Source organism: Alteromonas gracilis, assembly GCF_036870955.2.
Classification (GTDB): domain Bacteria; phylum Pseudomonadota; class Gammaproteobacteria; order Enterobacterales; family Alteromonadaceae; genus Alteromonas; species Alteromonas gracilis_A.
Genome location: NZ_CP145482.2, coordinates 469,488 through 494,739 on the forward strand (window position 1 = coordinate 469,488; position 25,252 = coordinate 494,739).

16 protein-coding genes and 4 pseudogenes are annotated in these 25,252 nt (G+C 45.6%); 14 read left to right on the forward strand and 6 right to left on the reverse strand.

The features are described from left to right. Positions 1-253 precede the first annotated feature (253 nt). The 5 genes from V6N89_RS02240 to ilvN all read left to right on the forward strand — a co-directional run bounded on the left by V6N89_RS02240 (position 254) and on the right by ilvN (position 7,084). Positions 254-3,337, forward strand: coding sequence for a TonB-dependent receptor domain-containing protein (locus tag V6N89_RS02240; protein WP_346993348.1), 3,084 nt, complete (start codon positions 254-256; stop codon positions 3,335-3,337). Positions 3,338-3,578: 241 nt separating this feature from the next. Then, a complete protein-coding gene (locus V6N89_RS02245) occupies positions 3,579-4,040 on the forward strand; it encodes a hotdog fold domain-containing protein (protein ID WP_338519937.1) in 462 nt (153 codons plus the stop codon). Between the two features lie 218 nt (positions 4,041-4,258). Beyond that, positions 4,259-4,636, forward strand: a complete 378-nt coding sequence (gene maoP / locus V6N89_RS02250; RefSeq protein WP_338519938.1) for a DUF413 domain-containing protein — start codon at positions 4,259-4,261, stop codon at positions 4,634-4,636. A gap of 232 nt (positions 4,637-4,868) precedes the next feature. After that, positions 4,869-6,587, forward strand: a complete 1,719-nt coding sequence (locus V6N89_RS02255) for an acetolactate synthase 3 large subunit (RefSeq protein ID WP_346993349.1) — start codon at positions 4,869-4,871, stop codon at positions 6,585-6,587. Then, positions 6,587-7,084, forward strand: a complete 498-nt coding sequence (gene ilvN, locus V6N89_RS02260; RefSeq protein ID WP_338519939.1) for an acetolactate synthase small subunit — start codon at positions 6,587-6,589, stop codon at positions 7,082-7,084. Before V6N89_RS02255 ends, ilvN begins: the two co-directional genes overlap by 1 nt. Before the next feature lie 125 nt (positions 7,085-7,209). Here ilvN and iadA read toward each other — a convergent pair. From iadA to V6N89_RS21655, 3 genes and pseudogenes are all read right to left on the reverse strand, one after another. Continuing rightward, positions 7,210-8,377, reverse strand: a pseudogene (iadA, locus tag V6N89_RS02265) (beta-aspartyl-peptidase). Then, entirely contained in the window at positions 8,378-9,937 is a 1,560-nt protein-coding gene (gene yfcC / locus V6N89_RS02270; RefSeq protein ID WP_346993350.1) for a putative basic amino acid antiporter YfcC, read from the reverse strand. Positions 9,938-9,955: 18 nt separating this feature from the next. Further along, positions 9,956-12,903, reverse strand: a pseudogene (locus V6N89_RS21655) (TonB-dependent receptor plug domain-containing protein). Between the two features lie 682 nt (positions 12,904-13,585). Between V6N89_RS21655 and V6N89_RS02290 the strand changes: the two are divergent. Further along, complete coding sequence (locus V6N89_RS02290) at positions 13,586-14,968, forward strand: cyanophycinase (protein WP_346993352.1); 1,383 nt, start codon at positions 13,586-13,588, stop codon at positions 14,966-14,968. 118 nt (positions 14,969-15,086) lie between these two features. Here V6N89_RS02290 and V6N89_RS02295 read toward each other — a convergent pair whose 3' ends face one another. Continuing rightward, positions 15,087-16,142 (reverse strand): hypothetical protein, encoded by a 1,056-nt coding sequence (locus V6N89_RS02295; protein ID WP_338519944.1) that lies wholly within the window; start codon positions 16,140-16,142, stop codon positions 15,087-15,089. Between the two features lie 183 nt (positions 16,143-16,325). Between V6N89_RS02295 and tatA the strand changes: the two genes are divergently transcribed. From tatA to hemB, 7 genes and pseudogenes are all read left to right on the forward strand, one after another. Further along, positions 16,326-16,562 carry a Sec-independent protein translocase subunit TatA gene (gene tatA, locus V6N89_RS02300; protein ID WP_338520199.1) on the forward strand — a complete coding sequence of 79 codons (237 nt, stop codon included), beginning with the start codon at positions 16,326-16,328 and terminating at the stop codon, positions 16,560-16,562. Next, positions 16,562-16,861: a Sec-independent protein translocase protein TatB gene (gene tatB / locus V6N89_RS02305; RefSeq protein WP_014948087.1), complete on the forward strand. Its 300-nt coding sequence runs from the start codon at positions 16,562-16,564 to the stop codon at positions 16,859-16,861. Before tatA ends, tatB begins: the two co-directional genes overlap by 1 nt. Next, positions 16,862-17,620 (forward strand): twin-arginine translocase subunit TatC, encoded by a 759-nt coding sequence (gene tatC, locus V6N89_RS02310; RefSeq protein WP_338519945.1) that lies wholly within the window; start codon positions 16,862-16,864, stop codon positions 17,618-17,620. Between the two features lie 25 nt (positions 17,621-17,645). Then, entirely contained in the window at positions 17,646-18,194 is a 549-nt protein-coding gene (locus tag V6N89_RS02315) for a hypothetical protein (protein WP_338519946.1), read from the forward strand. Further along, entirely contained in the window at positions 18,195-18,971 is a 777-nt protein-coding gene (locus V6N89_RS02320) for a TatD family hydrolase (protein ID WP_338519947.1), read from the forward strand. Positions 18,972-18,983: 12 nt separating this feature from the next. After that, a complete protein-coding gene (locus V6N89_RS02325; protein ID WP_338519948.1) occupies positions 18,984-20,879 on the forward strand; it encodes a sensor domain-containing diguanylate cyclase in 1,896 nt (631 codons plus the stop codon). Continuing rightward, a pseudogene (gene hemB, locus V6N89_RS02330) lies at positions 20,876-21,878 on the forward strand (porphobilinogen synthase). The gene V6N89_RS02325 and the pseudogene hemB overlap by 4 nt, the downstream one beginning before the upstream one ends. A 77-nt stretch (positions 21,879-21,955) precedes the next feature. Here the strand turns inward: hemB and V6N89_RS02335 are convergent. Both V6N89_RS02335 and rhlB read right to left on the reverse strand, forming a co-directional pair. Beyond that, positions 21,956-23,467: a guanosine-5'-triphosphate,3'-diphosphate pyrophosphatase gene (locus V6N89_RS02335; protein WP_338519949.1), complete on the reverse strand. Its 1,512-nt coding sequence runs from the start codon at positions 23,465-23,467 to the stop codon at positions 21,956-21,958. Between the two features lie 18 nt (positions 23,468-23,485). Then, positions 23,486-24,773: pseudogene (gene rhlB / locus V6N89_RS02340) on the reverse strand (ATP-dependent RNA helicase RhlB). Positions 24,774-24,873: 100 nt separating this feature from the next. Between rhlB and trxA the strand changes: the two are divergent. Continuing rightward, positions 24,874-25,200: a thioredoxin TrxA gene (gene trxA, locus V6N89_RS02345; RefSeq protein ID WP_012517074.1), complete on the forward strand. Its 327-nt coding sequence runs from the start codon at positions 24,874-24,876 to the stop codon at positions 25,198-25,200. Positions 25,201-25,252: the final 52 nt, after the last annotated feature.

The following is a 25,252-nucleotide window of genomic DNA, read 5'->3' on the forward strand; positions in this document are numbered from 1 at the left end:
GATTTTGCTGGGTAATTATGCATAATGCGCTGTTTTTTAGCGGCGTAGACGGCCATTTTTGTCAGTTTGCTAGGCACGTAGTTTGCAGAGTTTGCAGATGATTGCCAAAGAGTACATAAGGTACAGCGAGTAAGTATTGAACGTTGCACTTTTATGGCGCACTATAAGTGAATAAAAAATAAACACAAATCCTCCCGCGAAGTCACCAACAAGAGTGATGGGGCATAAAACAAAATGACTTGGAGAAACACACATGGCTTTTGATTTATCGAAGCGAAACAATGTTACCGCACTTGCGTGTGCTGTAGCATCAGCACTCGCGCTTAATTCGGGCGTAGTAAACGCTCAAGAAGACACCACTGTTGATGAAAAAGACGTTGAGAAAGTGGTTGTCACAGGTTCTCGTGTGGCACAAGACTCTTCTTTAGAAGCGGCAAGCCCAGTATTGGCTATTGGCGCGGGTGATATTAAAACATCTGGTCAAATTGACCTTGGTGCTATGCTTCGTGAATCGCCTCAGCTACAAGCATCATTGCCGGGTTCATTTTCTGCGTTTAACGGAACGCCACTAGGTGCTAGCTTACTAAACCTAAGAAACTTAGGCAGTGAACGCACCCTTGTAATGGAAAATGGACGTCGTCATGTATCGGGTATTGAAGGTACGGGTTCTGTTGACGTAAACACAATTTCAACCGCGTTAATGCGTAACGTTGAAGTGCTTACTGGTGGTGCATCAGCGGTTTACGGTGCAGACGCTGTGACAGGTGTTGTTAACTTCAATATGCGAAGCGGTGCGTCTTTCGACGGCTTAGAAGTGCGTACACAATCTGGTGTAAGCGATGAAATGGACGCCAATGAGTTTTTCCTTTCAATAGCAAATGGTTTTTCAACAGACAAGGGCGACTTAGTTTTCGCTATAGAGTACCAAGAAACAAGCCCTGTTTTTGCGCGTGATAGAGATTTTGCAGGCTCGGGCTTGTTTAGACGAGTTGCAAACACTTCAGCAACACAAACGGCTTTCGGTATTGACTCTCGTTTTGCTAACACGTGGGTTCCTGACTACCGTCTTCCAATTTCAAGTGACCGCGGTGTTATCTCATTAACCTACAGCGCGTTTGGTGATGTAGCAGGTTCTGGCGGTACACTAGGCTGCTCGACAATTGGCGCATCTATGATCCCTACGTGCCAAGTTGTCGGTGACAACGGTTTAAGACCTTATAACCCGGGCGATGTTTATATCGGTGCCTTTGACGCAAGTGGCGGTGACGGCGTACCTGGAAGCCCTGATAGCGAACTTATTCTTCCTGAATCAAAACGTATCCTTGTTCAAGCTGTAGCAAACTATGAAATTAACGAATACGTGAATTTCTTCATTGATACTAAGTTTGTGCAAAGTGAAACCAAAGAGACCAATCAGGTAAATGGTTTCAATGACGATATTCCTATTTCATTGGATAACCCGTTTATTCCAGCAGAGCTATTATCACAGATTAATCAGTTAGATGCTGAAGGTGAAAGCGTAAGTCTAGTGATGTCTCGCGACGTGCTTGATTTCAACGCGACATCAAATCCAGAAGCCCAGCGTAAAACCTTCAGAGTGGTCACCGGTTTTGACGGGTATATTCCTAATACAGAACTTGAATATGAAGTGTTCTATAACTATGGCCGTACTGATGCGGACATCACCAGCCGTCAACGTATAGAAGACCGTTACTTTGCGGCCATTGACGCCGTTATCGACCCTGCTACGGGTAATGCGGTATGTCGTTCTGATTTAGATAGTAGTGCGCTACCACCAACGTCACCATTCCCAACGGTAAACGGCAACTTCGGCTTCTTAACATTCCAGCCAGGTGATGGTTCGTGTGTACCAGTTAACCTATTTGGTAAAGACTCTATCAGCGTAGAAGCGGCAAATTTCATCTTCCAGCCGGGTACAGACCAAAACGATATTGTGCAAGAGAACTTCCTTGCCGTAGTTTCTGGCACATCTGCCGACTTGTTTGAGCTACCTGTAGGCCCAATTGCTTTTGCTGTTGGTTATGAGTGGCGCAGAGAATCAAGTGAATTTACGCCAAATACTTTTTCAGCTCTTGGCCTGACATTTGGTGAGTTGGACTCTCGAGCAGGCCCAACCAATCCATCTGATGGTGAATACGACGTATCTGAGTACTTTATGGAAGCGACTATTCCTTTACTAGAAGGAATGGATTTTGCTGAAAGACTTGAGCTTCGCGCAGCGTACAGAAGCTCTGACTACGACCCATATGGCACTCATGATGCATGGACTGTTGGTTCTATGTGGTCGCCGGTAGAAACATTCAGTGTTCGCGCTACCTATTCAGAGGCTGTACGTGTTCCAAACATTAATGAGGCGTTTGCGCCAACATTTGCGGCAACCTTGGGTGCAGGTGACGACCCTTGTAACCAAAACTTCATTGGTGCAGGTTCTGAATTCCGTGAAGCAAACTGTATTGCACTAATTGGTGACGCAGTGGCTGACGGCAGCTATGACTCAACCAACTTCCTATCTGCGTTTGTTGCAGGTACGACAGGTGGTAACCCAGATTTGGACCCAGAAGAAGCTGAGACGCTAACAGTGGGTACGGTTTGGAGACCAGATGGTGAGTTTGATGGCTTGTTTGACGGCCTTGTAGTAACGCTAGATTACTACAACATTCAAATCGATGGTCTTATTGATAGCCTGACAGGTTTTGATATTGCATCTAACTGTGTCGATGCGCCAACCATCAACAACCAATTCTGTGATGCGGTAGACAGGGATGCAAGTAACGGCTTTATTACTAACTTCCGTTCAGGCTTTATCAACCTAGCGGCTGTAGAAACGTCAGGTATTGATTTCCGCGTTGACTATGGCTTTGATCTAGCAAAAGTTGCCGAAACTGATGGCAGAATCGAGTTTAGTATCAATGGTACTAACTTCTTGAAGAACGATGAAGTACGCGACGTAAGTGCACCAGACGAAGTGACAGATGTACTTGGCACATTCACGCGTCCTGAGTGGATTGTTAACATGAACGTTGATTACCTAATTGGTGATTTCGTCATTGGCTGGCGTGGACGTTACGAAGGAAGTCAGTTACTTCCTGGCCTAGAAAACCAAGATATTGAGAACAACCCTGACTTCATTAGTCAAACACACACTGGTTCTGCAGTGGTGCATGACTTCTCACTATCTTATAACTTCAAAGATAACCTAGAAGTTTATGGTGGTATTAACAACGCGTTCGAAGAAGACCCGTACTTAGGTACGCTTTCTCGCCCGGCTGGTCCGCGTGGAAGGTTCTACTTCGTTGGTGTTAACTACACCATGTAACAGCAACAAGTGAAAATCAAAGCCCGACACGAGTCGCCTCGTGTCGGGCTTTTTTTTTTATGCAATCTTCACATAAAGCTTTCTGTTGGTAGCAAAGTGCCCATTCTTTGTTGCAACGTACTCACGTAACGATTATGTTAATAGCTATATAACTGGTCTAACCAGATTGAGCTAGCTTTCTTTAATACAAATAAAGCATTAATTCATTTTTTGGGGCTTTTAAAAAGTCAGCGTGAACCCGATGTCAAAAAACTATGTACTAAACACCTACAATAAATTTATAAAACTTCCTTTTGGGAAAAAGCTATTTAGTTGGTATTCCGCACGCAGAGCACCGTACTTTGGTACCGTATCCCCACTCATTACTGACATTAAGCCTAACTTTTGCGAAGTGCATATTAAAAAGCGAAAAGCCGTGGAGAACCACATTGGCACTGTCCACGTTATCGCGATTTGTAACGGCCTTGAGATGGCGATGGGGTTTATGTGTGAAGCGTCAATTCCTAAGCATTTACGTTGGATCCCAAAGGGCATGGAAGTGAAGTATCCTGCTAAAGCCGATTCTGATATTCGCTGTGTGGCAGAAGTGCCAGATGATGCATGGAAGCCAGGTGACTTACCTATTTCGGTTAAAGCGTACAATGCTTCAGGCACGGTAGTGGTTGAGGGAACCATTACTGTATGGGTAAGCGAAAAGCGATAGGCGACAAAGAAACCATGAATAGGCCGCTTAAAGAGCGGCCTTTTTTATTGGCGTAATTCATGTTCTGTTGGCAGCCCTTTATATTAAGTTTTTGCGACGCACGCTTTTCGGTTTGACAGTTTTTCAAAACCCAACTAAGAATAACGAGTGAAGCGATTGAGGCGCTAGATCAAAGGTCTATTTCATTACATTACATTATCGTTGTGGAAGAGGTTAAGATGTCGGTGATCACCAAAGAACAAGTTACAAAAAAGCCGTTTGCAGACAAAAGAAATTACCCCTATGGTTTTGCTCGTTCGGGAGATTTTTCCATTAATGAAGCGAAGCTATTACAGGCCCATGGCAGTCTGTTTGCCGCGCTAGTTGATGGCAAAATTACACCAGAAACTGACGATGAACAGCAGTATTTAGAATCGGCCTTAGGCCATCGCGAACCCGCAACGCCTCAGGAAAAAGCGTGGCTCAAATATCAAGCGCGTATTAACCGCCCTAAAACCGCCAGTATTTATGGTTCAAAACGCGCAGCTGCAGAAGATGTTGACGACGATGACGATATAAGCGATAACAGTGACCTAGATATCGATCTAGATGATTAACCATCCATGCACCAAGTCGACGCCCTTCGATTGTTAACTTGATGTAAATAAATATCCTAATATTTGTCAAGATTACACTTAAGTCGAAATATTTATCCTAATTGTTGCGAATATTGGGATATATATCTCACTTTTGCGCAATTTGGTGTTTTATCTTCCTATTACCTTAGTTATAGTCGGGGCATCGTCAACGTACGCTGACAAACCCCAACCCATTACAGGAGAAAGCACTGTGAAAATGATGTCGGGCGCAGCCATGGTGGTAGAAGCGCTAAAAGATGTAGGAGTGACACACTTGTTCGGTTACCCAGGTGGTGCCGTACTAGACATTTATGACGCACTATTTGCGCAAGATGATGTCAAACATGTCCTCGTGCGTCATGAACAGGCAGCCGCCCATATGGCGGATGGTTATGCACGTTCAACTGGCAAAACCGGCACAGTGCTCGTCACATCAGGTCCAGGCGCGACAAATACCATTACGGGTATAGCGACCGCCTATATGGACTCTATCCCAATGGTTATCTTATCGGGACAGGTGCCGTCAATGCACATCGGTGAAGATGCATTCCAAGAAACTGACATGGTGGGGTGTTCGCGTCCTATCGTAAAACACAGTTTCTTAGTAAAGCGTGCGGTGGATATTCCTGAGGCAATTGCCAAGGCATACTATATTGCAAACACCGGTCGTCCGGGCCCAGTTGTTGTTGATTTACCAAAAGATATTGTAAACGTGGCAGAAGAACACCCTTATGTGTTTCCAAGCGACGTGACCATGCGCTCGTACAACCCAACTGAAAAAGGCCACCCTAAGCAAATCAAAAAAGCGGTTGAGTCACTGCTTAAAGCAGAGCGTCCAGTACTCTATGTAGGTGGCGGTGCTGTGGCATGTGACGCTTCTGAAAAAGTGATTGAGTTGGCCGAAAAGTTAAATGCGCCAGTGACCTGTACCCTAATGGGTCTGGGCGCTATGCCGGGAACGCACAAGCAGTTCATCGGTATGCTAGGTATGCACGGTACGCTTGAAGCAAACAAAACCATGCATAACTCAGATTGCATTATTGCGCTTGGCGCGAGATTTGATGATCGTGTTACGAACAATGTCGATAAGTTCTGTCCTCATGCTGACATTATTCACGTTGATATCGACCCTGCGTCAATTTCTAAAACCGTTAACGCACACATTCCGGTAGTAGGGTCGGTAGATAAAGTTCTTGATCAAATCTTAGGACAGGTAGACAAGAAAGACTTGTCTGGTCAGAAAGACAAACTAGCCGACTGGTGGCAGCAGATTGAAACATGGCGAACTCGCCAGTGCCTTAACTATGCACAAGGCGAAGAGGTGATTAAGCCACAGCGCGTTATAGAAGCCTTGTACAAGCATACCGACGGGAAAGCCTATGTCAGCTCAGACGTTGGGCAACACCAAATGTTTGCTGCTTTATATTACCCGTATGACAAGCCTCGCCAATGGATTAACTCAGGTGGTCTTGGCACGATGGGCTTTGGTCTGCCTGCTGCAATGGGGGTTCAGTTTGCCCACCCTAATTCAACATCAGTGGTAGTAACAGGTGACGGCAGTATTCAAATGAATATTCAAGAACTGTCTACCTGTTTGCAGTACAACCTACCTATAAAGATCATTTCACTGAACAACCGTGCTCTAGGTATGGTGCGTCAGTGGCAAGATATGATTTATAAAGGGCGTCACTCGCATTCGTACATGGATTCAATGCCTGATTTTGTGAAGTTAGCCGAAGCATATGGCCATGTGGGTATCAAAGTAGATAAGCTAGATGAATTAGACGCGGCTATGGAGAAATGTTTCAGTTACACAGATCGCTTGGTGTTCATGGACATCGCAGTAGACCAAAACGAACACGTATATCCAATGCAAATTAAGTACGGCGCAATGGATGACATGCGCTTGAGCAAGACGGAGCGAACCTGATGAAACGTATTATTTCAGTATTAATGGAAAACGCCCCTGGCGCACTTTCACGAATTGTAGGTGTATTTTCGCAGCGCGGTTACAACGTAGACTCGCTTTGTGTAGCGCCAACGGATGATGCGAGTTTGTCGCGTCTTACCATCATCACTCATGGTGATGATAAGGTCATTGAGCAAATCACAAAACAGGTCAACAAGCTTATCGACGTACTCAAAGTGGTCGATTTGTCTGAAGGCGCGCACATTGAACGCGAACTTATGTTGATTAAAGTGGCAACACGCACTGAATCAGTACGTGCAGAAGTGAAACGAAACGCTGATATCTTCCGCGCGCGTATTGTCGATGTTAATGCTAATAACTACACCATTGAAATTACAGGCACCACGGATAAACTCGACGCTTTTGCAACCACTATGGGGCAATGCGCTGAAATTATTGAGTCTTCTCGAACTGGTGTTTGTGGTTTGGCGCGCGGCGACAGGGCACTGCGCCCATAACGACTGACAAATAAGTACCACTCATAAACTAAAAAAGGGCGCTAGCGCCCTTTTTTATTGTCTCTTTAAAGTGTGAAAATGAGGTTTAAGTATTCGTTTCTCTGCGACTGTAAAGGTCTAAAACACTATTCAAATGTACCTTTAACCACCGCCTTTCCATCGATGACCATGCGTTGGCCTTTGGCTAACACATGCACAATATCTAGCGACGTTTTATCGCACAACACTATATCTGCATCACATCCGGCTTTAAGCTTTCCTTTATTGTGCAGTTTCAACCTTTGTGCGGGTGTACTGCTTACTACCGAAATGGCATCTTCTAGTGATACATCATGCTCTATAACAAGGGCTTTGAAAGATTCATACAAGCTGCCAACTTGACCCACTTCCAAACCGACTAACGCACCATCGTCGTCAAAGACGGGCAGGCTAGCATTGCCGTCAGAGCTCATACTAAGGCAACCTGCAGTTATGCCTTGAGATAAACAATACGCGATGGCCTGAGCGGCTGGTATTTCGCCTTCTTCGATAAATTGCTCGTTAGTGCTGGTGGTCATATCGATAACACCACCTTTACGAGCCCAAGCGACGCCAGCGTCTAGCAAACTTTGGTTTCTATTAATATGGGTAGGATAAAACTGCGTAGCGGGAATGTCTGAATTATCTACCACTTCGTGCAGCAAAGAGAGCTGTCGCTTTCCGTCACCCGTGTGTATATAAACGATACCTGCTTTGCCTGAAATCATACCGCCTGTTCGTGCTTGAGCAGCCAACTCGGCAAGAGACTGCGCGGTAGGTTCGGCTGCTCTATGATCTGCAATGGCAACTTCACCCACGCCAATCATACTATCAATGAGCACAATGTCGTTGGTAACATTGTCAGTAATGGTTCTTGCTGGTAAGTGATATGAGCTAGGTGTAGCAATAGGCGCTAATGCCCTCAATACTCAACCCCTTCGCTTTTGCGACCAAATCTGGCAATGTCCGCGTTGTTGCATCTGTTCCCAACGCGCCGATAACCGTTGTTACGCCGTGCAAGGTAGCCTCGGTGAGCGACATTTGTGGCGTTCGCGTATGAAAGCCTCCTTCACCGCCACCGCCAGAAATATGGACCAGGCTATCAACAAACCCAGGTAGTGCAATAAGGTCGCTGCCGTCAATAACATCAACTAGGGGTGAGGTAAGTTCAATATCCGCAGCAATGTGCGCAATGGCATTATTAGCAATAAGAATATCTACTACGCCCTTAGGCAAAGGGGCATAACATTCTACATTTTTGATAAGCGTAAGCATTTAAGATAAACCTATAAGAACGGCAGTAATGACGGTAAGTGACGCCAGTGCGAAAAGACAAGCGAAAAACTTAGCGATGAATTTTACCCATGTTGTCCAGCTTACACCAGCGACGCCCAAACAGCCTATTAACGAAGCTGAGGTAGGAATAACTAAATTAGTCAGGCCATCACCGAGTTGAAAGGCCAACACCGCAACCTGACGCGTCACACCAACAAGATCAGATAAAGGCGCCATCAATGGCATAGTAATGGCCGCTTGCCCAGACCCCGATGCAATAAAGAAATTAAATATACTTTGAAACAACAACATCAACCATGCGCTTATGATAGTGCCTGTTTGTGCCAGCGCCGTGCCCGTATGATGTAGCAAGGTATTTAGCACAGAGGGTGAGGTAACATCGTCACCGCCAAGTACCAACACAATACCTTTGGCCATACCCACAATAAGTGCAGCTGGCAGTAGCGACTGTGCCCCACTGACAAATGCTGCACTTATATCGTTCATACGCATTCGTTTACCACACCATGCAATTGCGCCAATAATTATGCCCATACAGAAAAATTGCGAGGCAATTTGTGGGATGTAGTAGGCATGAATGATAACGCCCCACATAACCCAGCAAATACATGCAAAAAAGGCCACAAGGATAAGCTTGTCAGTGGTACTGAATGATTGAGCTCGCTCGCTGTTGTCTTGCGCATGGCTACCTGGTAAAGAGCTACTTGGTGAAGACTTAAGTGATGAAGGTGCAAACGACGAAGCGTCTTGGGCGACGCTTTCAATGCCCCGGCTACTATCGTGCTGAGCTTTTAGTTGTTTCGCGTAGCGAAGGGTAAAAGCTAAACCAGCTGCAGTGAATACTCCCCAAATCGTCATGCGAAACGACTGACCAGACATTAAGGGAACATCGGCAATGCCTTGGGCGATAGCGACGGAAAAGGGGTTCATCCAACTAGTAGCAAAACCAATTTGTGTGGCTACATAAGTGACCAGTACAGCCATAATGCCGTTGTATCCCATGGCCGTCATCAGTGGTACAAGTACAATACAAAATGCAATGGCTTCTTCGCCCATACCAAATACTGCCCCACCAAGTGAAAACAGTAAAAAGAGAGCGGGTAAAAGCAGGTTGTCGGCATGTTGATAGCGTTTTATTAACGCCATTATGCCGTTATTAATAGCGCCGGTTTGCATTACGATGCCAAAGGCACCACCGACAATCAGGATAAACGCAATAACGCCTACGGCGGCGCCCCATTTATCGCCTGAGACCATGCCATCAAAAGCATAGTTAGCAATTCCTGTGGTCTCGCCACTCCCATCAAAGAGGACAAAACCGCGATGTTGTTCTACATAGGCAAAGCTATCTGCATCGAGCACAGTTTTAACACTGCCATCCAGGGTGGTAATTTGTTTGGTATCAAACGTGCCAGCGGGCACAAGCCATGCCACAAGACCAGCAAGCAGTATCACAAAAAATAGGATAACGAATGCGTCGGGCATGCGCGGCGTTGAAGGTGAATGTTGCAACCTTACCTCCGAAAGTGAAGAGGGCATATCGCCCTCTTATATCACTTATTGAAAATAGTAACTAAACGACAGTGTATAGCGTGTGCCAAATGGGTCGTGGTTAAAAGCATCAAAGCCTCTACCAGAGCCATATGCAGTAGGTGCGTCACGGTCAAATAAGTTATCAACGGTTAAACGTAGGTCGGCATTCTCGAAGTAATAGCCTGCACTTAAGGTTACCGTTGTCCAACTGCTAACGTCACGGGTTTGGTCGTCTTCTGTTATCGCGCCCAGGCCGATTAACTCGTCAATTTCTCTGCCGCGTAAACGAATAATATCGTCATCATAGCTGCCAGTATAGAAGACGTAAGCACCTACGTACCAATCTTCTTCAACGTAGAACAGCTCGGCAGTTGCAACGGTTTCCGGATACAAAAACGTGCCCGCTAGTGACTCAATTTGATCTGAGCCCGGTCTATTTCTGTCATAAGTAAGGTAATGCGTACCTGAGAAACCAAGTTCTAGTGTACCTCTGTCCAGTTCGAAATAATGATCAATGCTCCAGTCAACGCCCTCAAGCTCTTGGTTGCCCGTGTTGTCTAACAGTAAAATGTGATCTCTAAATAGCGGCAGCTCAGCAAAACGAGGATCATCAAAAGCAACCCAAGCATCAAGGATCTCAGTTAAGTTAGCGCCATCATCTTCAATGGTATTTCCTGCGCTATCAGTTACCAGACATAAGTCTTCTAGGTAAGAGATACCAATTTCGCCTTCATCCAATACACCACAATGACGCAGTGACGAATCCGTTATCGCTTGGTCTAGCACGCCAGTCATATTGGTATCGACAATATCCTCATGATCGAAGGTCCAATAATCAACCGTGATAGTGGTGTTATCTGTCGGGCTATAAGCAAAGCCAAATGAATACGTTTCTGACTCTTCAGCGCGAAGCGCTGGGTTGCCCAGTTCAAGTACATTGTTACCGCGTACAGTACCTTGGCCTTCACAATACAAGTCAGCAACAGCACTGTTTACCGAGCAATCAAATGATGCTCGTGTGGTGCGTAATTGCACGCCTGCTTGTGTTAATGAAGGGGCACGGAATGCCGTTGACCATGAGCCGCGAAGTACCAAGTTATCAATAGGGCGATAGGTAAAGCCCACTTTTGGATTAAACGTACTACCAAAATCGTTGTAATCGTCAAATCGTCCAGCAAGGCTAAGATCAAACTGATCGGTTACTGGTACAAAGATTTCAGTGAAAATACCCATTTGGTTTCTGTCTGCGGTTGAGGCACTTGAACCAAATCCAAACACATCTACTAAGAAATCATTCTCGGCTCTCGCTTGTGAGTCCAGAGATGGTAGGTCAGTGATTTCTTCTCGTCTAAATTCTACGCCAGCTGCCAGTAACACTGCATTACCGTTCCACTGTGCAATCTCGCCATTAATTTTGGCATCAAGACCAAATACTTCACTGGTGCCGTCTCGGGTTGGACGAGCTTGAGCAAGCCCTAAGATAGCATCGTTTTGTGCATCGCCCACCAAGAAAGGGTTGTACGCAGGTAACAGTGTGCCACCGCCACAGCTTAAAATATCATCTGCACTGTTGTACTGGGCAATATCGCCGTTGTCACACAGCTCGCCATGCGCCGCTGCGGTATACAAATAGCGATTATAAATACCTTGTGTTGCTACTTGCTCTGACTCGCTACGAGAGTACAACGCGCTTAGCTTCCCACTCCCAGTCGCCAATGTAGCCAAGCAAAGAAGACACTAAACGAACAGCGTTGGTTTCTATTTCAACGGTACGCGGTGTCGCAAAACGTGCATCGTATTGAAACCCTACAAGTTCACGACCCGCTACAGTATCAAACGGATCATCGTACAGGTTATCTAAAATGGTATTTCGCGCGTCTTCGTCAAGCACATCAAGTGCTTCTAGAGCAATCCATGCACCTTCTTCATCATCTACCTGATTAATTGGCGCTGGTGTAGAGAACGACGTCGATTTTGTGTGCGAGGCAAGTAAATCAGTACGCCAGGTAAAGGCATCGGCCTGGTAGGTATAGGTAAATCCACCTGATACCGTTTCTAGTGGTGTTTCAAAATAGTCATCTTCGTTGGCATAGTAGGCACAAATCTCTTCACCAAACTCAGTAATGGTCAGCTCGTCTTGACAGTTTGGCGCAGGCATTTCGTTGCCATCTCGTGCGCTGTTGAAGAAGATATTTGGCTGACCTTTGGCAAGGTATGAGTAGCTACTTTGTAAAATAGGGGCGCGTGTTTGCGAGAAATCTGTCGCGCGAATTGCTTTTCTATCAAAATAGTCGACGAATGCGGTTAAATTGCTCTTTTCAAAGTTCTTACCCCAAAGCATCTGAAAGTTAAGCGCACCGTGATCGTTGCTATTGGTGGTGTTTTCATAGTTGGTCGAGAGTTCAAGGCCTTCGTAGTCATCTTTTAAAATGTAATTGATAACACCGGCTACCGCATCTGCGCCGTAAATGGCGGATGCCCCCGTCGCTAAAATTTCTACTCTTTCCACGGCAGAAGCGGGAATGCTGTTGATATCGACAAAGTTCTCAGTGCCAGAGGCGAAAGAGCTTGCCGCAATTCGACGTCCATTCACCAATGTCAATGTCGAAGAGGGACCAATACCACGTAAGGACGCTGCAGCTTGCCCTGGTGGTGTAGACGTAGACGTTGCGCCGCTTTGTGTTGTATCAAATGTGCCCACACCACCACGTGCTTGGGTTACGGTGCGCATGAGCTCTGAGATAGTGGTTGCACCGAGTACGCGCGATATCGTCTGAAGTTAGTACCGTAAGCGGTTGTGCGCCTTCCATGTTGGCACCACGAATATTAGTACCGGTAACTTGAATACGCTCTACTGTCTCTTCTTCCTCGCTAACCTCTTGGGCGAACGCTGCGCCAGAAATACATAGCGATAAATAACTTAGGGTGCCAACAGACACACTGATTCTGTGAAGTAACGTCGATTTTTTCATTATTGTGATCCCCATAATGCGCACGGTCTAATGCCGCTTGATTGCGCGATTCAACACTTGTTTAAATAGAAATTTGCTGCAAGGCGCAGCGAGACCGCTTCAATAAATTGAAGGGCGAGGGCGCTACTCGTCGAACCACTCCGACAAGTAAAAGTTTTGATAGCGATAGTTGCCTAGGTTGGCAGCTTTCTTGATCATCTAATAAACCAGTGTTGTGACGAATTATGCATTTCGTCTGAATCAAATATTGCTGTACGGCATTAACTTTACCGTTGACATTAATAATTAGTTAACACTACGGTGAATAAAAGTCAATCAATTAAATGTCTTGTTGGAATTAATGAAAGCTACTTCTTTATACCCTAACTTTTACTGCTCAAAGATAATACGCAAACCTTCTTTTCCTGTGCTTGTTGGTTTTTATATTACTGTTTTTAGTGTTTTTTCTTACGCGTCGCCTAATTTATTGTTAGCAGGTGGGGCACTTAAAACATGTTCCAGCATGTCGACAAAAAATTGCACATCAGCCGCGAACTTCGTGTCAGCAAAATCGGACCTTTTGTATGAAATAACCCCTATGTCACTCAACCGATATCATAAATTGATGGAGGAATATTCAATAGGGAATGAATTTTTGTATTCAAAATTAGTGAATATTAATTCATCTAATTCTGGCAAGGCGATGACGAAAAATGATCTGTTCGACAGGTTAAATGATGAAGGGGTTTCAAACGACGCTATCCGTTCACTGTCAGATGAAGAGTATTTCATTTTGCTAGATGCACTTGAGGCGCAGCAAGTTGACGAGAAAGGCCGTCGATTAAAAGAACAGGTGTCACTTGCCAATACCAAAAACCTCTCTTCAGTGAATATATACAATGCATTTATTGATGCCGCTCGCGCAAAAAAACAGACCAAACTGTCGTCAGACGAGGCAGCTGAACAGCAAAATACGCCAGTTAAAATCGGTGTTGTCACGGCATCATCAAGAGACCCCTTCGAGGCCGTCGATTTTTACTTAGGGGTTTTTCAACAGCCGAATGTAGAAGTCGTGTGGTTACCGCTAACCCCTGCATTACAGCAGGCGATGTTTGTCGATAACATGGGTGGGAAAGGGTGTGACAACCTCACTCGATTTAGAGCACAGAACAACGTGTTTGATAGAGAGAGATTGTATCCAGCACGCACAGATATGCAGCGAAAGTGGTGTGAAGATGAAGCGCTACGCATTGAAACACTCTCCACGCTCGATGGTATCTTTTTCAACGGAGGGGATCAAAGTAAAACACTTGCCGCGCTCACAACCCCCGACGGACAAGCAAGTGCATTCTTAACTAAACTTCACACGATGTGGCGTGCAGACAAGCTAATTGTTGGGGGCACAAGCGCGGGAACCGCAGTGCAAGCGGGTGGATTTATGAATAATCGCCCGGTACCTATGTTAACCAGCGGTAACTCAAAAGGCGTATTATCAAGTGGTGTTTTTGCCATACCGCCAGTGTCTCAACGGTGTGAGGATGAAAATGGTTGCGCTAATCGACTTGTTGAAAATGCGGTAACAATTAAGCCTACGGGGGGCTTTGGCCTGTTTACCATTGGATTGCTTGATACGCATTTTTCTGAAAGGAATAGAGAAGTGCGCTTGATTGCTGCGACGGCGCAAAGTTCGCAACAATTTGGTTTTGGCGTTGACGAAACTACTGCGTTACTCGTGGATGCATTTGAGTCAGGAGAAAAGGTGAATTTCAGCGTTATTGGTCAAGGCGGGGTTTACATTGTGGACTTAGGGCAAGGGCGTATTGAAGAGTCTCGAAATGGCGCTGATGGCAAACGCGCTATTGCAGGTATGGCCCACTTTCTACCAGCTGGGAGTCGCGGCAGTATTGATGGTGATATGCTTTCAGTAACGCTTTTACCGCAATCGTTACCAGAACAAACTGCGCTGAAGCGAGCACGAATAAACGTCGTCATAGTGATGACGGTATATGGCGAAATAACGCTATGCGTCTATGCCGTGATGGTAGTGAGGCCTCTTGGGAGCTTGATGGTACCTTACACGTACTAAAAATGTCTTCAGACTCAACCGTTCTGCGAGGCCATTACTGCGGTTACAGTAAGGTTCCGTTTATTGTGTATGACGCAAAGTAGTAGAACCTAAGATAATCAAACAGTGGTGGTAGAGGTTAGCGGTTTTGACCGTAATAAACCTCTACCCGCATGGCGACACCATAAGAGGCGTTGAAACCTTCGTCTCTTAACCACAGCACAAACGGTTCAACTTCAAAAAATAACCATTCGCGCAGCGTGTTGTTTCGCCACCTAACACCAGCGTACACCTCTTCTACACGGTAATTGGGGCGGCTAAGCCCTTCTACCATGGCGCGCCCAACGATGGCGTTGTGCTCATCAATAGCATACAGGTGGTTTACTTCATGACGCCATAGCCAGTCATTGGTATCGTCTCTAAAATACAAGCGGTTGTTCTGTCGTATGAGGTTTTTGTCGTTCATATCATATTGCAGCGCAAGCCCAGTTTCTGCGCCTAATCGGTCACGCGAATAATAATAAAACTCACTGTCATACAGCAGAGCGACAGATTTATTTATTGCGTTGGCGTTGCGGTAACGCGCTTTGACATACAGTTGATCTCCTCGACCAGCGCCTAGGCGAAAAGAGTAGTGAGAATCTTGCTCAGGTCTAAATCGCAGCGCAATAGTCGTGCGGTCTCTATCGGCGTTGTCAGTATTTCGGGCCGCGCGAATGGTATTGTCTTGGGTTTCATCCTCGTTGTCGCTTAAAAGTAAATCTACTCTTTCTTCAAGCGCAGGAAGTTTTACTCGAATTCTAAAGCGCACGTCGGTATCGGTGAAAGATGTGCTTCGTGGCTCCCACGCAAGCTGAATTCGTCCTTCGGCACTTGCTTGCTGTGACGACGAATCGCTATCACTTCCAAACAAACCGTCTAACTGCCTAACGGTAAAGTCCATTGAGTCAGTAAAGCTACGCTGCCACACATCAAACCATTTATCTTGGTTACTGTCTTCATCGCTTTCTGCTTTGTAATGAGGAGTTTCTTCACCTACGGGTTGTTCCTGAGATGTTTCATGGCGCGGAAGTGAATGGTCTTGGGGAGGGCTATCGGTCTTATAAACTGGTGCTTTGACCGACATAGCATTGCCGTCTGCCGCTGTATAGAGCGACAGTGCCATTGAGCAACACAAGGTAAAAGCACTTATCACAACTTACTAACTCCTTGTAATGTGTGCACTTATAAAACTATAGCAAAAGGGCATGAGCTCGCTAGCAGAGCATCGCTCCAAGTACGTAAAACGTCAATCATTATTCATTGTCACAAATATTCAGGTGAAAGCAGCGCCATGCAATGGCATACTGTGTCTAACGATGTAAGGGAGATTATTTTTATGGGTGGTATAAGTATCTGGCAGCTGCTGATCATACTAGTTATAGTCGTGCTTTTATTTGGCACAAAGCGCCTTAAGGGTATAGGTACTGACTTAGGTGGAGCCATTAAAGGGTTCAAAAAAGCAGTAACCGAAGAAGAAAAAGATGCAGACTTTGAGCAGAAAAAGCAGGTTGAAGAAAAAACCGCAGCTGACACTGTTTCAACTACTTCGAGCGACGTTAAAGAAAAATCCTAATGTTCGATATCGGCTTTTGGGAGTTATTAGTAATCGGTGTTCTGGCGCTACTTATATTAGGGCCAGAGCGGTTGCCGGGAGCTATGCGCTCTACCATTAATACAATTCGAAGTGTTCGTAACGTAGCAACGGGGTTCAAACAAGAAGTTGAACATCAGCTGCGCGTCCACGAATTGCACGAGAATTTAAAAAAAGCAGAGCAGCAAGGGCTCAAAGACTTGTCACCAGAATTGGAACAAAGTGTCGATGAGCTCAAGAAAGCCGCTGAATCGGTTCAAGAACCCTATAAAAAGCAATAAATGTCTGACACTAACAACTTAATTTCTCACCTAATCGAGCTCCGTAGCCGCATTTTGAAAGCGCTCTTGAGTGTTTTGATTGTGTTTTTGTGCCTAGCTGCATTTGCACAAGACCTGTATCAGCTGCTAGCCATGCCATTGCTAGAGAGCCTACCTGAAAACGCAAGTATGATTGCAACGGATGTCGCGTCGCCCTTTTTTGCGCCGTTTAAATTGACGCTGGTGTTGTCATTTTTCATTGCGATACCTTATGTACTCTTTCAGGTTTGGGGGTTTGTGGCTCCAGGCCTGTATAGAAACGAAAAACGTTTGGTTGCACCCTTGTTGTTTTCAAGCACCTTGCTGTTTTACGCGGGTATGGCGTTCGCCTACTTTGTTGTTTTCCCTATCGCGTTTGCATTTTTTACTAGTGTCGCGCCAGAGGGAGTCACGGTCAGTACTGATATTTCTAGTTATCTTAACTTTGTACTGAAACTGTTTTTCGCTTTTGGGGTCTCATTCGAGATACCTATTGCCATTATTTTAATGTGTTGGACTGGGGTAACGGATGCCAAGTCACTGCGAGCAAAGCGTCCCTACGTGGTCGTGGGTGCTTTTGTAGTGGGTATGCTTTTAACACCTCCAGATGTTATATCGCAAACCTTGCTGGCTATACCCATGTGGTTGCTGTTTGAAATCGGCGTAATTATTGGTGGCTTATATGCCGGAAAAAGAGCGTCAGAAGATGAAGAGCACACTCAACATCCAGACAACACATAGCAGTTAAAAATAGAAAGGAATAAAAATGAAAACACGCGCACTTTCTCTAATCACTATGCTATGCGCCTTTAGTGCGTTTTCAGCTAATGCTGAGACCGTCGGTGAAGCATTGCAGAAATGCCGTAATACAGAGAACAGTCTTAAGCGTCTAGTGTGCTATGACCGTGTAGCTAAATCGCTTGATCAGTACGATGGCGCTAATGAGCAGGTCGGCGCACTAAAACCGTTTCCAGTAGCTCGTCCACAAGGTGCTGCGCAAAGTCAGCAAGCTGTGCCGCCCACGGCAACACAAAGCGCACCACAAAGTGCAGCCAGCGAATTTGGCTTAGAGAACAGGAAGAAGCCTACCAACCAGCTTGAAGCCGTGTCACTTACAATTACCGACATATCAAAGAGTTTACGTGGTAAGTATGTTGTGACCTTTAGCGATGGTTCTGTATGGCAGCAAACAGACGAAAATTACGTAAAAATTGAAGTGGGACAAACCGTCACCATTGATAGAGGCTTCTTAGGCGCATTCTTCTTGGGCGTAGAAGGCGTAAGTAAGCGAATGAAAGTGAAGCGCTTAAAATAAATGGCGTGGTTTGATGCAGGCGTCAATCTTCTGGATAGCCGTTTTGACGCCGCCGAAGTCATCAATAGAGCCAAGGAAGCAGGTGTTGAAAAACTGTGTGTTATTACCACACACCCCAATGAGTGGGCGCCTGCTTTTGCGCTTTACCAACGGTTTCCTGAACACCTGTGCTATACCATCGGTGTTCATCCACACAACGCAAAAGATGTCACGCCCCAGCATTTTGATGAGTTGAAGGCGCTTGCTCAGCAAGAAGGCTGTGTTGCTGTAGGTGAATGCGGGCTCGATTTTAATCGTGACTTTTCGCCGCGTCCCACTCAAATTCGCGTATTTGAAGCACAGCTTGCCATTGCACAAGAGATTAACCTTCCCGTCTATTTACACGAACGCGATGCGTTCGAGCAGCAGTTGGCCCTTCTTCGACGTTATATGCCATCACTCAAGGGTGGCATTGCACATTGCTTTACAGGTAATGCTGAGCAAGTGAAGCACTATTTGGCCCTTGGGCTGTACATAGGAATTACGGGCTGGGTTTGCGACGAGAAGCGCGGCCAAGACTTAAGAGACGCTGTGGTGCATATCCCACTTAATAAGCTGATCTTAGAAACGGATGCCCCTTATCTTTTTCCTAAAACGTTGCGGCCAAGAAAACGCAATAATGAACCAGCATTTTTACCTCATATCGCTAATCAATTAGGCGAGTATCTGAAGTTAGAGACTGATAAATTGAGCAATTGCAGTTATGCTAATGCGTGTGAGTTGTTTTCACTCGACTAGAAATAGGTTTTTATGCGAATAAACTTAAAGGCAATGCCAAGGTACGATGCAGGGCTTGTTGCCATTACCATTATTGCCGTGGTCGCATTTGTGTTTGTGGTGTTTAGTTTGTCGCCTTCAATGAGTAATGGCCCGCAATTCTCGCAGTTAAAATATCTATCTCAGGCCGAGGATACTCTCAACTTCGACAATATAACGCGCGTTCCCAACGGGCATTGGAAACCAGTTACATCGCCTGTTAATTTGGGCATGCACAACGACATCTACTGGTTTTCGCTACTTATTCCGCCCACCCAAAGTGATGAGCATCGTTATGTTCTTCATATTGATTACCCACTGATTGATAATCTTGATGTGGGTGTCTATAGAAGTATTGGTAGCACGCCTGTCGCCACCTATTCGGCTGGAGATAGTCAGCCACTTCGCCTTCGACCTATTAAGCACGTGACTCCCTTGTTTCCACTTCCGTTGAGTGCAGAAACGCAACGTGTTTTTATCAAGGTTCAAACGTCAGGCACAATTCGATTACCAATCAGTATTTGGGAAGAACGCGAATTTCTGAATTATTCATCTGGTAAAAGCATCGCGCTAGGGATTTTCTTTGGTGTCCTTGTGGCTATGGGCGTTAGTAACGCCTTTTTGACGTTCGCTGCGCGCAATGCATCCTTCCTTTATTATTCGGGTTACGTGTTAAGTTTAGCGTTGACCTTGGCTACCTTGCATGGCTTTGGTTATAAGTATTTGTGGGTAGACAATGCCTGGTTGCAAAGCAAGTCGCTACTGTTGTTTTCAAGCTCGACAATTATGTTCGCTGCAATGTTTACGCGTAGCTTGCTGCCAATCAGAGAATTTAGCGTAAAATTAGATAACATAACGCGCAGTATCGCGTGGATTGTTGGTATCAACATGATTGCGGGCTTTATCCTACCTTATTCATTTATGATAAAGGTCTACCTGCTGCTGTTAACGCTTATTGTCATTTATACGCTTAGCTTGGGGGTTTGGTTAACGCTTAAAGGCGTGGTTGTTGCGCGGTACTTTACCATCGCCTGGGCGTTTTTACTGATAAGCGGCTTAAGTGCGAGTTTAGATAACACTAATCTCATAGAATTGCCCATTTCCTCAAACAGTTTACTGATCATTGGTGGTGCGGTTGAAACCCTGATTTTAGCGTTGATCTTAGCAATAAATTACAGTCACAGTCGCGAGGATTTGATTTCTGCACAGCAGTTTGCGCTTGAGCAAGAAAAGCAGGCAAATATCGCCAAAGAAGACCTGCTTGAAGTACAACAGCGCTATCAAGACGACTTAGAATATAAAGTAGAAGAGCGAACGCTAGAGCTTGAAATTACACTGCGAGAATTGTCAGAGGTTAATCAAGAACTAGAGCGACTTAACGCCATAGATCCGCTCACTGGTGTGCACAATCGACGTCATTTTGATAAGCGCTTGCGCTCAGAAGGGCGGCGTAGTCGACGCGAGCAAACTCCATTGTCTCTCGCTATTATTGATGTTGACCACTTTAAAGCAGTGAACGACAAATATGGGCACGATGGCGGTGACGAATGCCTAATTCACGTTACTCGAATATTTCAAAAGCTTATTCAGCGTCCCACCGATGATTTGTGCCGTATTGGTGGTGAAGAGTTTGCGATTATACTACCAAACACTGACCTTGAGGGCGCGCGCTATGTTATTGAAACCATGCGAGAGGCCCTCGAAGCTTCGCCGCTTTTATACAATGGTGAGCAGGTAACCCTGACAGCGAGTGCGGGAGTCTCAACAACGATCATTCGCGATGAAGATCACGCACAGGTATTGTTTAGACACGCAGATGAACTCTTGTATCAGGCCAAGTCTGCGGGCCGAAACAATGTGAAACACGAATATTTACAGGAAAAAACATGACATCTTCTTCTTTCCCTCTGCGCCGTATGCGCAGATTGCGCGCCAAAGATGCACTACGAGGTCTTGTAGCAGAGCATACGTTGACGGTGGACGACTTAATCTATCCAGTGTTTGTCTTGCCGGGAGAAAACGCCAGAGAAGCCGTGCCGTCGATGCCAGGTGTTGAACGTTTATCTATTGACCTATTGCTTGAGGAAGCAGCGAACTGGGTTGCGTTAGGTATTCGTACACTGGCGTTATTTCCTGTTACACCAATGTCGCTTAAAACCGATTGTGCAAGTGAAGCGTTCAACCCAGATGGATTGGCGCAGTGCGCTATGCGAGCGCTGAAAAAAGCATTTCCAGAGGTTATGTTGATGTCGGACATTGCGCTTGACCCTTTTACCTCTCATGGGCAAGACGGCTTAATCGACGAAAGCGGCTATGTAATGAATGATGAAACTGTCGATGTGCTTATCAAGCAGGCGCTATCACATGCTGAAGCGGGTGCGGATATTGTGGCTCCCTCTGATATGATGGACGGCCGCATAGGCAGTATTAGAAAAGCACTAGAAGAGGCGGGTTACATAAACACGTGCATTATGGCTTACTCAGCGAAATATGCGTCAGCATACTATGGGCCATTCAGAGACGCGGTCGGTTCGGCAGCCAATATTAAAGGTGGTAATAAGAAAACTTACCAGATGGATCCCGCCAATACCGATGAAGCACTGCATGAAATAGCGCTGGATATTGATGAAGGCGCAGACATGGTGATGGTAAAACCTGGCATGCCGTACTTAGATGTAGTGCGTCGTTGCAAAGAAACCTTTAAGGTTCCCACTTTTGCCTATCAGGTAAGTGGTGAATACGCCATGCATCAGGCGGCGTTTGCTAACGGTTGGCTTAACGAAGATGCCGTTATTTTAGAGTCCTTATTAGCCTTTAAGCGTCTTAGGTGCAGATGGGATTTTGACTTACTTTGCGCCCAAAGCCGCTGCGCTTCTCGCTAAGTCATAACACTGAACAAGTAATAGAAAAGCCGCGACATTGTTCGCGGCTTTTTTACACAAGTATGTGATTATGCAAAACATGCTTTATTGACAGATAAGTTCACAGCCTGCTTTGTGCTGAAGCCAGCATTCGTTAGCGAGTTCCGCATTAATCAACGGATGCGCTTTTAACCAACCTTCTGGGAAGGTAAGCGTCCAATTACTTTCATGACATACCAGACTAACTTCTGGAATATGTTTGTTTTGTCGCCTTAAACACAATACTACTGCTATGCGTAATACGCGCAACAACCCCTTTAGCATGGGACGATTGTCTTCGTGATATTTTTCAAATACCGATTTGTCAATATTCAGCCTGTGCTGCGCCACAAGATCGCGTATTGCCGCTCGCTGCAATCGCGTAAAGCCAGGTAAATCGATATGACTTAGAATATATTCGCCATGCTCATGGTGACGCTTGTATTCAATGTGCAGACCGATTTCATGTAATTGTGCTGCAGCCCCTAAAATGGTCTCGGTATCTAGGTGACAAATATTTTGTTGTGCACATAGCTGGTGGCACAAAGTCAGTGCTACCTGCTTGACGTTGTTAGCGTGTTTTGTATCAACGTGATAACGATGCATAGCTTGGTTGAGGGTCTGCTGGCGGCGATCGTTGTCTTGTATATTGTCCAGCATGCCATAAATCAGGCCTTCGCGCAGTGCGCCGCCAGATATGTTCATATGCTTGATGTGCAGTGCTTCAAACAAGCTAATTAGAATGGCAAGACCAGATGGAAAAATTGCTTTGCGGTTATCTTCTAACCCGTCGATGTCCAGTGTTTTAATATTCTCACATTCAATACACTGTTTCTCTAGATGGTAGAGGTAGTCTAGGCGAATGGCGTCGCTGATACCTTGAGCAACCAAAATTTCAGTTATTGCTTGAGGTGTGCCCGAAGCGCCAAGGCAGTTTTCCCAGTCGAAACACAAAAACGCGTCTGAGACTTCTTCAATAAGAGCGTGTGCAGCGGCTTTGGCTTGCGTAAAGTTGGCTTGAGTGATGCTTCCGCCTTCAAAGTAACGTTCCATGTACGTTACGCAGCCCATGTCTAGGCTCTTTAAATGAATGGGTTGCATGTCGTTGCCAATAATAATTTCGGTACTTGCACCGCCTATATCAATGACAAGACTGTTACCCTGATTAGCAGATGTGTAGGCAACACCCAAATAAATTTGACGCGCTTCCTCTTCACCGCTTATGACTTCTAGCTTGTGATTGAGGATCTCTTCAGCCTTGCGAATAAAAACATGTGCATTGGTCGCAAGTCGAAGGGTAGCGGTAGCCACAATTTTAATATTTGAAGGAGGAATGTCCTGTAAACGTTCAGAAAATACCTGCAGGCATTGCCAACCGCGTTCCATGCTTATTTCATCTAGTGCCATGGCGTCGTCCAAACCCGCCGCCAGTCGCACCTTTTGCTTTATTTTCCCTATTATTTGCACGCTTCCATTAACCACATGAACAATAACCATGTGAAAGCTGTTAGACCCTAAGTCGACGGCGGCGTAATACTCACCGTAAGTCTGTGCGTCGTGCTGAAGTTCTGCCTGCATATATAACTCTATCTACATTTACGCCTTGTGATTGCGCTGTTGAGGCTTTCCACGGCCTCGGCCATTGCCACGTCGAGATGAGTTTCTATTGTTCGGAGAACGTCTTCTACGTGGCTTGGGCGCTGTTACATCATCAAGCAAGGCGCTTCGGTCATAATCGGTAACCGGAATCGCTTTTTGAATATACTGTTCTATCGAAGGTAAATTAAGCGCGTACTTTTCACAAGCAAAACTAATTGCTACGCCACTTTGTCCAGCGCGGCCAGTACGACCTATACGGTGAACGTAGTCCTCGGCGTCGTCAGGCAAATCGTAGTTAAATACGTGCGTAACAGCATCTATGTGAAGGCCACGCGCGGCTACGTCAGTGGCAACTAAAATATCTAAGTTGCCTTTTGTGAAGTCTTCTAAAATACCTAAGCGCTTTTTCTGAGGTACGTCACCGCTTAGCAAGCCAACGCGGTGGCCATCGGCGGTAAGCCAGTCGGTAACCTTTTCACAGCTATTTTTTGTATTGGCAAAAACAATCGCTTTTTCCGGCCACTCTTCTTCAAGTAGTGTCAGAAGCAATAGCATTTTATCGTCGTCAGACGGATAGAATAACTCTTGGGTTACACGTGTCGCAGTAGTTTGTTCTGGCGCCACCTGAACATGAGTAGGATTATTCATGTGCTCGTAGGCCAACTCTTGTACGCGATAGCTTAGCGTTGCAGAGAAAAGCATACTCAAACGTTCGCTTGCTAAGCGGCATACGACGGAACAAGAAGCGGATATCTTTAATGAAGCCCAAATCGAACATACGGTCGGCTTCGTCTAGCACTGCAACCTGAATATTATTCAGGGTAAACACATTCTGTTTGTAGTAATCCAGTATGCGTCCTGTCGTGCCAATTATAATATCTACCCCTTCTTCCAACGTTTCCCGTTGACTTTGGTAACCTTCGCCCCCATAAATCAAACCAAGCGACAATCCAGTGTGCTCACTAAGCAGTTTGGCGTCGTTATAGATTTGAACGGCTAGCTCTCTGGTTGGCGCCATAATAATAGCGCGCGGGCCATTTGATTTGCTGTCAGCTGCATTTTCTGCTTTGCTTAGCAAATAATGAAATGTAGCAACCAAAAAGGCGATGGTTTTACCAGTTCCGGTCTGAGCCTGACCTGCAATGTCATGTCCGTCTAGCAACGGGGGCAGAGCAAGTGCCTGAATTGGTGTACAATGTGAAAAATTAGCTGCCGCCAAGGCGTCAACAACCTTGCCATTAATTGGCAAATCGGAAAAATGAGTATCAGTTAAGTGAGTAGGCATAGCTTATAGCTTATCAGTGCTTGCATTAAAAAACAGTTTCTATATAACACTTATGGTCGGGCTGAGACAAATCAGCAACAGACCAAAAATGGAGAAAAGAATGAGCGACAAAATTATCCAGTTATCTGACGATAAATTCGAAGCAGATGTTATCAATGCTGAAGGTCCTGTACTGGTTGACTTCTGGGCCGAATGGTGTGGCCCGTGTAAAATGATCGCACCTATCTTAGAAGAAGTTGCGACCGAGTTTGATGGCAAGTTAACAGTTGGCAAGTTGAATGTCGATGAAAATAACGAAACTCCACCTAAATATGGTATTCGTGGTATTCCTACATTACTTCTTTTCAAAAACGGTAACGTAGCGGCAACGAAAGTTGGCGCACTATCAAAAGCACAGTTAACAGAGTTTCTTAACGAAAATCTGTAAGGCATTGCGCATAGAAAATACCGGGGCCACAGCGGCGCCGGTTTTTTTGTTT